Here is an 8,039-nt window from a genome sequence, read left to right as displayed (position 1 = left end):
CGCGCCTTCAACTACCAATGCTTGTCGCCGCTGCCGTATGCCCCTGTCCGCCCCTGCTGGTCCCCGAGGTCGCCTCCGGTGCCGCGCCGGAACTCGACGCCGTACGGACGGCCTGCGCGGACGCCCTGGGGGTGCTGGCCGCGTCCCGCCCCGACCTGCTCGTCGTGGTCGGCCCCGCAGGACAGGACGGCACCGAAACGCACCCCCAGGGGGCCACCGGAAGCTTCAAGGGCTTCGGCGTGGATTTCGGAGTGTTCCTCGGAACGACGCAAACGCCGAACGAGAGCTTCCCGGGAAGCGCCGCAGAGCGTGAGCTTCCGCCGTCGCTCGCGGTGGGCGCCTGGCTGCTCTCCCGTACGCAGTGGGCGGACGCCCCGGTAGAGGGGCTCGGACTCGGGGAACGGGTGGCCGGCGCGCTGTGCGTACAGGAGGGCCGGAAACTCGCCGCACGGGCGGAGCGGGTCGCCCTTCTCGTGCTCGGCGACGGCAGCGCCTGCCGGACGCTCAAGGCACCCGGTTATCTGGACGAACGGGCCGAGGGTTTCGACGTGGCGGCGGCGCGTGCGCTGGGCGCGGCCGACACAGCCGCCCTGACGGCCCTGGACGAGCACCTGGCGTACGAACTCAAGGCGGCGGGCCGGGCGCCCTGGCAAGTCCTGGCGGGCGCCGCGGAGGGCGCGGGTCTCGCCGGACAGCTGCTGTACGAGGACGCCCCCTACGGCGTCGGGTACTTCGTCGCCGTCTGGTCCTGAGGCTCACCGGAAAGCACGGGGACGGCCGTGGAGCGAGGTGCGCTCCACGGCCGTCCACCGTTGCCGCTTGTCAGAAGGCCAGGTGTCAGCCGGGCGGAGGAGGCGGCGGCGGGGGCGGCGGGGGCGATGGCCTCATGCCAGTGCCAGTGCCAGTGCCGGTGCCTCCGGTTCCGCCCGTCGTCCCGTCGTCCTTGTGCGCGATGCGGTCCAAGGCGTGCTTCGCCTTGCCCGTCCCCGACTCGATCTGACTGCTGTACTTGCCCTTGGTCTTGCTGTCGACCACCTTGGCGGCCTTGGTCAGACCCTGTTCGATCTTGCCCTCATGCTGCTGCGCGAGGTCCGAGACCTTGTCCTTCGCAGGAGCAAGCTTGGCCTTCAACGAATCCACGAAGCCCATGGAACACCCTCGCTCTTCAGGGGACTACTTACGGGCGCTCTCCCCGGCCTCATTGTCCGCCGCTTCGTCCGCGGACTGCTGCTTGGGGATCTCCACGTCCGCTGCGGCGTCCTCGGAAACCTCGGTGCCCTTTTCGGCTCCGCTCTCCCGAACGTCCGCCGCGGCCGCCTCCGCGGTGTCGGCCGTCAGAGTGGCGGCCTGTGCCTCCTCGGGTGACGCCTCAACGCCATCCGTAGACTTGCGGCGAAACCATGCAAAAACGCCCATATCTGCTCCATACCTTACTCGTGTGGGCGAAATCCCGCGCCCGACCGGAGCGTCTCATTGCGTCGCCCGGGGGCACCGGTCCGTAAACCGGCGGTCGGAACCTCGCAACAGGCAACGAACCCGGCCGCGTGCCGTCACGTAACTCGTTCGGGGAGGGGGCGTGGAGTTTGCGAGACTGTGCGAGTGAGAACTGCAGCTCCCGCACCGCGGGTCATCGCCGTTGTCGGCCCCACGGCAGCCGGAAAGTCCGATCTGGGCGTCGCCCTCGCCCAGCATTTCGGCGGGGAAGTCGTCAACGCCGACTCCATGCAGCTCTACCGGGGGATGGATATCGGCACCGCCAAACTGACGCCCGAGGAACGCGGCGGCATCCCGCACCACCTCCTCGACATCTGGGACGTGACCGAGGCGGCAAGCGTCGCCGAGTACCAGAGGCTCGCCCGCGCGGAGATCGACCGGCTGCTCGCCGACGGCCGTACGCCCGTCCTCGTCGGCGGCTCCGGACTGTACGTACGGGGCGCCATCGACGCCCTCGAATTCCCCGGCACCGACCCGGCGGTACGGGCCCGTCTGGAGGAGGAGCTGGAGCTGCGCGGCCCGGGCGTGCTCCACGCGCGGCTCGCCGCCGCCGACCCCGCCGCGGGGCGCGCGATCCTGCCGAGCAACGGCCGACGCATCGTCCGCGCGCTCGAAGTGATTGAAATCACCGGGAAGCCTTTCACGGCCAACCTTCCCGGCCCCGACTCGGTCTACGACACGGTCCAGATCGGCGTCGACGTAGCCCGCCCCGAGCTCGACGAGCGCATCGCCCTGCGCGTCGACCGCATGTGGGAGGCGGGCCTCGTGGAGGAGGTGCGCACCCTGGAAGCGCAGGGTCTGCGGGAGGGGCGTACGGCGGCCCGCGCTCTGGGCTACCAGCAGGTACTGGCCGCGCTGGCGGGGGAATGCACCGAGGAAGAAGCGCGCGCCGAGACCATACGCGCCACCAAGCGTTTCGCCCGCCGCCAGGACTCGTGGTTCCGCCGGGACCCGAGGGTCCACTGGCTCAGCGGCGCGGCACAGGACCGTGCGGAACTCCCGCATCGGGCGCTGGCGTTGGTCGAACGAGCGGTTACAGCCTGATCACGTGATGGCATCGGGACGCTCCGCCCGTCATCCGGGTGCCCGGGCCCGTGCCATCATCAAGCTTCGATCGACCAGTGAGTCCAAGTTGGGAGGGCGCGTGGCGATGGAAGCCGGCCCTCGTGACACAGCACAGGACGAACCGGACCGTTTGAGCCCCGATGGGCCCGACGACCAGGACGGGGCGCCCGGGACCGGGACGGGCCCCGAGGTCGAGGTCGAGCTGCGCCCGCAGCGGCGCCTGCGGATCTGGCAGCTCGCGCCGATCGTGGGACTCGCCGCCATGGGCTCCCTGATGTTCGCCTTCCCTCTGGCCTTCGAGTTCGGCGACGGCGGAGCGGTCGTCGCCATGCTGGGACTGCTGATCAGCTGCTGCGCCGCGGGCTGGGGCATGATGGCCGCCCGCCGCGTCGGGCACACCTGGCCGGGCCTGCCGTCCAGGGAGTCGGGCAAGCGCCCGGACTGGCGGCTGATCGCGCTGTACGTCGTCGTGGGCGGTGGCCTGGTCGCGCTCGCCGTCTGGCGCGTGGCCCGCCTCCGCTGACCGGCTGTCGTACCCGCCCCGTACGATTGACGCCGTGAGCACCTCGCCGATCGCCTTCCTCAAGGGCCACGGGACCGAGAACGACTTCGTGATCGTCCCGGACCCGGGCAACACCATCGACCTGCCCTCGTCCCTCGTCGCGAAACTGTGCGACCGCAGGGCCGGCATCGGCGGCGACGGCCTGCTCCATGTCGTACGGTCCGCCGAGCACCCTGAGGCCCGGCCGATGGCGGACGCGGCCGAGTGGTTCATGGACTACCGCAACGCCGACGGCTCGATCGCCGAGATGTGCGGCAACGGCGTCCGTGTCTTCGCCCGCTACCTCCAGCGCGCGGGCCTCGTCGGCGAGGGTGACCTGGCCGTCGCCACCCGTGGCGGCGTCAAGCGGGTGCACATCGCCAAGGCCGAGGCCGGCGGCGGCATCGGTGACATCGGTGACATCACTGTCTCCATGGGCCGTGCGGTCCTCCCGGAGGGCGACGTAACGGTCTCTGTGGGCACCCGCGAATGGCCTGCCCGCAATGTGAACATGGGCAATCCGCACGCCGTCGCCTTCGTCGACGACCTGGACCACGCCGGCGATCTGTTCACCGCCCCGTCCTTCGGCCCCGCCTCCGCCTACCCGCAGGGGGTCAACGTCGAGTTCGTCGTCGACCGCGGCCCGCGCCACGTCGCGATGCGCGTGCACGAGCGCGGCTCGGGCGAGACCCGCTCCTGCGGTACGGGCGCGTGCGCCGTGGCCGTAGCGACGGCCCGCAGGGACGGCGCCGATCCCGCCGCCACCGGAGAGCCCGCGACGTACACCGTGGACCTCCCCGGCGGGCGACTGGTGATCACCGAGCAGCCCGACGGGGCCGTCGAGATGACCGGGCCCGCCGTGATCGTCGCCGAGGGCACCATCGATCCGCAGTGGATCGCTCCGGCCGAGTAGCGCCGGCAGGAAACGGGCATCGCATAGAGCTTCGCTCGAATGGGTGATCCGTTTCACGGTGAGCGGGAGCGGGACTGCGGGGCGTGGTGGGCTCGGTAGCATCAAGCACCGGCCGGGGACGTGGGTCCACCCGTCCACCGCCGGTCGACGCTGCCGGAGGTGCCCCATGAGTGCAGAGGCCGCCAACCCAGGTGCGACCAGTCGCAGGCTTGGCCGCACCAGGCTCGATCTCCGCAGGATCGGCCGTGTCGCACTGCTCGGCCCCACCTCCCGCGACCGGCTGCCCGACGCCATCGGCCACGTCGCGGACGCCCACCGCGCCCACCATCCCGACGCGGACCTGACCATCCTGCACAGGGCGTACGTACTGGCCGAGTCGTCGCACCGCGGGCAGACGCGCAAGAGCGGCGAGCCGTACATCACGCATCCGCTGGCCGTCACGCTGATCCTCGCCGAACTCGGCGCCGAGACCACCACGTTGACCGCGGCGCTCCTGCACGACACCGTCGAGGACACCGATGTGACGCTCGACCAGGTGCGCTCGGAGTTCGGCGAGGAGGTGTGCTTCCTCGTCGACGGTGTGACGAAACTGGAGAAGGTCGACTACGGCGCCGCGGCCGAACCCGAGACCTTCCGCAAGATGCTCGTCGCCACCGGCAACGACGTGCGGGTCATGTCGATCAAACTCGCCGACCGGCTGCACAACATGCGCACCCTCACCGTGATGCGCCCCGAGAAGCAGGCCCGGATCGCCAGGGTCACCCGCGACGTCCTGATCCCGCTCGCCGAACGGCTCGGCGTACAGGCCCTCAAGACCGAGCTCGAGGACCTGGTGTTCGCGATCCTCCACCCCGAGGAGTACGAGCACACGCGCACCCTGATCGCGGCGGACGCGACCGCGGGCGACCCGCTGAACGTCATCGCGGAGGAGGTCAGGAAGGTGCTGCGGGAAGCCGGTCTGGCCGCCGAAGTCCTCGTCAGGCCACGGCACTTCGTCTCGGTACACCGGGTCAGGCTCAAACGCGGGGAACTGCGCGGCACGGACTTCGGACGGCTGCTGGTGCTCGTCGCGGAGGACGCCGACTGCTACGGCGTACTGGGTGAACTGCACACCTGCTTCACACCCGTGATCTCCGAGTTCAAGGACTTCATCGCGGCGCCCAAATTCAACCTGTACCAGTCACTGCACACCGCCGTCGCGAGTCCGGACGGCGAGGTGGCCGAAATCCTCATCCGTACGCACCGGATGCACAAGGTGGCGGAGGCGGGAGTCGTCGCCCTCGGCAACCCGTACACGCCGACCGACGGGACGGAATCCGCCGTCGAGGGGGAGCGCGCCGACCCCACGAGGCCGGGCTGGCTCTCCCGGCTGCTGGAGTGGCAGGAGGCCACGCCCGACCCGGACACCTTCTGGACGTCGCTGCGCGCGGATCTCGCCGAGGACCGTGAGATCACCGTGTTCCGCTCGGACGGCGCCGTGCTGGGGCTGCCGGCCGGTGCGAGTTGCGTGGACGCGGCGTACGCGCAGTACGGCGAGGCGGCGCACCGTTGCATCGGCGCGCGGGTCAACGGCCGGCTGGCGACGCTCAGCACGGTGCTCAGCGACGGCGACACGGTGCAGCTGCTCCTCGCCCACGACATCGGCTCGGGGCCCTCGCCCGAGTGGCTCGACCACGCCCGTACACCCGCCGCACGGATCGCCATCGGCGGCTGGCTCTCCGCCCATCCGCAGGACGAGGCAGCCGCCCCCGGAGGAGCCGGCCGGCCGCCGGAGCCCAGGCCAGGGGGAGGGGCGGCCGCTCCGGCACCCGGCGTCGACACGCTGGTGCGCCGGGTCGCCGAGAACGCCGTCGTGGACCTGCCGGACGCGACCGTACGATTCGCGGGCTGCTGTACGCCCGTACCGCCCGACGCCGTCACGGGCTTCGCGGTGCGCGGCGGCGTCGTCACCGTGCACCGCGAGGAGTGCCCGGCGGTGGGCCGGATGCAGGCGCGCGGGCGGGAGCCCGTGGGCGTGCGCTGGCTGGCCACGGGCGACTGCCGGGTCACCCTCGTCGCCGAGTCCTTCGGCCGCCCGCGACTCCTCGCCGACCTCACCGAAGCCATCGCCACCGCGGGCGCGGCGGTCGTCTCGGCCACCGTGGAACCGCCGAGCGAGCAGCGCGTGCGGCACACGTACACGCTCCAGCTCCCCGATGCCGCGCTGCTTCCCACGCTGATGCGCGCGATGCGCGAGGTGCCCGGTGTGTACGACGTGGGCCGCGCCCAGCATCCCGCCGGGGCCTGAGCGAGCCGGCGCCCGGCCGGCCCACCGCCTGACCGAACCGCCGCCCGGCCGGCCCACCGCCCGGCCGAACCACCGCTCGACCGAACACAGCGCTCTTTCGAGTGGGAGCGTCGCGTGCCGTCACGGCGGCCGCGGCGGGCGCTGATAGCGGTAGATCATGCTGCTCACCTCCCGGCGCCTGCGTGCCGCCCTGCTGGCCGCCGCATCGGCCACCCTCGTCGCCGCGACCGTGCCCACCCCCGCACCACCCGTGGCGCTCGGCATCGGCGATCCGCTCTTCCCGCACCTGGGGAACCCCGGATACGACGTTCGCGCGTACGACATCTCCTTCACGTACGGCGGAAGCAACAGCAAGCCCCTGGACGCCGTCACGAAGATCGACGCCGTGGCCACGGAGCAGCTCGACCGGGTCAACCTCGACTTCTCGCACGGCACCGTCGCGTCGGTCGAGGTGAACGGCGAGCGGGCGGCGTTCGCGACGGCGGGGGAGGACCTGATCGTCACGCCCGCCGAGCCGGTGTACGACGGATGGCCGCTGCGGATCACCGTCCGGCACACGAGCCATCCCAGCCCCAAGGAGGGTGCGGACGGCGGCTGGGTGCGTACGCGCGACGGTCTCGCCATGGCGAACCAGGCCGACGCGGCGCACCGGGTCTTCCCGTGCAACGACCATCCCGCGGACAAGGCGTTCTTCACGTTCCGTGTCACCGCTCCGAAGGGCATGACGGCAGTCACCAACGGGCTGCCGGTGGGAAGGGCCGAAAGGGCGGCGGGCGGTGCCACCTGGACGTACCGGACGAGCCATCCCATGGCGACCGAACTCGCACAGGTGTCGGTCGGCCGGTCGACCGTGGTGCACAGGAGCGGGCCGAAGGGGCTGCCCGTACGCGATGTCGTGCCCACCGCGGACCGCGCGCGGCTCGAACCGTGGCTCAAGAAGACACCCGCGCAGCTCGAATGGATGGAGCGGCAGGTCGGCCGCTACCCCCTCGAGACGTACGGCCTGCTCGTCGCCGACGCGGACACCGGATTCGAGCTGGAGACACAGACGCTGTCGCTCTTCGAACGGTCGCTGTTCACCCGTACCGACCTGCCCGCCTGGTACGTCGAATCGATCATGGTGCACGAACTGGCGCACCAGTGGTTCGGCGACAGCGTCTCGCCGCGCTCCTGGTCCGACCTGTGGCTCAACGAAGGGCACGCCACCTGGTACGAGGCGCGGTACGCCGAGGACCACGCGAAGCGGCCGCTGGAGGACAGGATGCGCCGTGCGTACGCGCAGTCGGACACCTGGCGGACGCAGGGCGGTCCGCCCGCCGCTCCCCGGAGCCCCGCCCCGGGGAAGAAGATCAGCCTCTTCAGGCCGGTCGTCTACGACGGCAGCGCACTGGTGCTGTACGCGCTGCGCCAGGAGATCGGGAAGGACGCGTTCGAGCGGCTGGAACGGCGGTGGGTCAGCGACCACCGGGACTCCACGGCGACGACCGGCGACTTCACGCGCCTCGCGTCGGAGATCGCGGGCCGGGACCTGTCCGGCTTCTTCAAGGAGTGGCTGTACGGGAAGAAGACGCCGGCCATGCCGGGGCACCCGGACTGGCGGAGCGAGGCGGCCGGTAAGGCAGCCGGGAAGCGGGCATAAACCGGAGTGACGGCCCGGGGCGCACCGTGCCACTATCAACGGGTCGTCGTCGGCGCTGCCGGGACGGGGGACCTCCGGACACTTCGGGAATCTTCCGGCC

8 protein-coding genes are annotated in these 8,039 nt (G+C 71.4%); 6 read left to right on the top strand and 2 right to left on the bottom strand.

Annotated elements, in window-relative coordinates:
• Positions 1-17: 17 nt before the first annotated feature.
• Entirely contained in the window at positions 18-752 is a 735-nt protein-coding gene (locus tag J7E96_RS34770; protein WP_215137560.1) for a class III extradiol dioxygenase subunit B-like domain-containing protein, read from the top strand.
• 85 nt (positions 753-837) lie between these two features.
• Here J7E96_RS34770 and J7E96_RS34765 read toward each other — a convergent pair whose 3' ends face one another.
• Both J7E96_RS34765 and J7E96_RS34760 read right to left on the bottom strand, forming a co-directional pair.
• Positions 838-1,149 (bottom strand): antitoxin, encoded by a 312-nt coding sequence (locus tag J7E96_RS34765; RefSeq protein WP_215137549.1) that lies wholly within the window; start codon positions 1,147-1,149, stop codon positions 838-840.
• Between the two features lie 24 nt (positions 1,150-1,173).
• Positions 1,174-1,416 (bottom strand): hypothetical protein, encoded by a 243-nt coding sequence (locus J7E96_RS34760; RefSeq protein WP_215137547.1) that lies wholly within the window; start codon positions 1,414-1,416, stop codon positions 1,174-1,176.
• 183 nt (positions 1,417-1,599) lie between these two features.
• On the opposite strand from J7E96_RS34760, the gene miaA reads away from it, so the two are divergent.
• The 5 genes from miaA (at position 1,600) to J7E96_RS34735 (ending at position 7,939) form a co-directional block, all read left to right on the top strand.
• Complete coding sequence (miaA, locus tag J7E96_RS34755) at positions 1,600-2,538, top strand: tRNA (adenosine(37)-N6)-dimethylallyltransferase MiaA (protein WP_215137545.1); 939 nt, start codon at positions 1,600-1,602, stop codon at positions 2,536-2,538.
• A 106-nt stretch (positions 2,539-2,644) separates the two neighbouring features.
• On the top strand, positions 2,645-3,082 hold the full coding sequence (locus J7E96_RS34750) for a hypothetical protein (protein WP_215137558.1): 438 nt from the start codon (positions 2,645-2,647) through the stop codon (positions 3,080-3,082).
• 34 nt (positions 3,083-3,116) lie between these two features.
• Positions 3,117-4,013, top strand: a complete 897-nt coding sequence (gene dapF, locus J7E96_RS34745) for a diaminopimelate epimerase (RefSeq protein ID WP_215137543.1) — start codon at positions 3,117-3,119, stop codon at positions 4,011-4,013.
• 166 nt (positions 4,014-4,179) lie between these two features.
• Positions 4,180-6,300, top strand: a complete 2,121-nt coding sequence (locus J7E96_RS34740) for a bifunctional (p)ppGpp synthetase/guanosine-3',5'-bis(diphosphate) 3'-pyrophosphohydrolase (RefSeq protein ID WP_215137541.1) — start codon at positions 4,180-4,182, stop codon at positions 6,298-6,300.
• 157 nt (positions 6,301-6,457) lie between these two features.
• Positions 6,458-7,939, top strand: coding sequence for a M1 family metallopeptidase (locus J7E96_RS34735; RefSeq protein WP_215137539.1), 1,482 nt, complete (start codon positions 6,458-6,460; stop codon positions 7,937-7,939).
• Positions 7,940-8,039 lie beyond the last annotated feature (100 nt).

Source organism: Streptomyces sp. ISL-96 (genome assembly GCF_018614035.1).
In the GTDB taxonomy this organism is placed as follows: Bacteria; Actinomycetota; Actinomycetes; order Streptomycetales; family Streptomycetaceae; genus Streptomyces.
Note: the sequence above shows the minus strand (reverse complement) of the source record. Positions and strands in the feature narration are given on the sequence as shown.

Coding starts and splice junctions, on each gene's coding strand:
- J7E96_RS34770 (WP_215137560.1), top strand. CDS start 18: ATGCTTGTCGCCGCTGCCGTATGCCCCTGTCCGCCCCTGCTGGTCCCC.
- J7E96_RS34765 (WP_215137549.1), bottom strand. CDS start 1,149: ATGGGCTTCGTGGATTCGTTGAAGGCCAAGCTTGCTCCTGCGAAGGAC.
- J7E96_RS34760 (WP_215137547.1), bottom strand. CDS start 1,416: ATGGGCGTTTTTGCATGGTTTCGCCGCAAGTCTACGGATGGCGTTGAG.
- J7E96_RS34735 (WP_215137539.1), top strand. CDS start 6,458: ATGCTGCTCACCTCCCGGCGCCTGCGTGCCGCCCTGCTGGCCGCCGCA.
- J7E96_RS34740 (WP_215137541.1), top strand. CDS start 4,180: ATGAGTGCAGAGGCCGCCAACCCAGGTGCGACCAGTCGCAGGCTTGGC.
- J7E96_RS34750 (WP_215137558.1), top strand. CDS start 2,645: ATGGAAGCCGGCCCTCGTGACACAGCACAGGACGAACCGGACCGTTTG.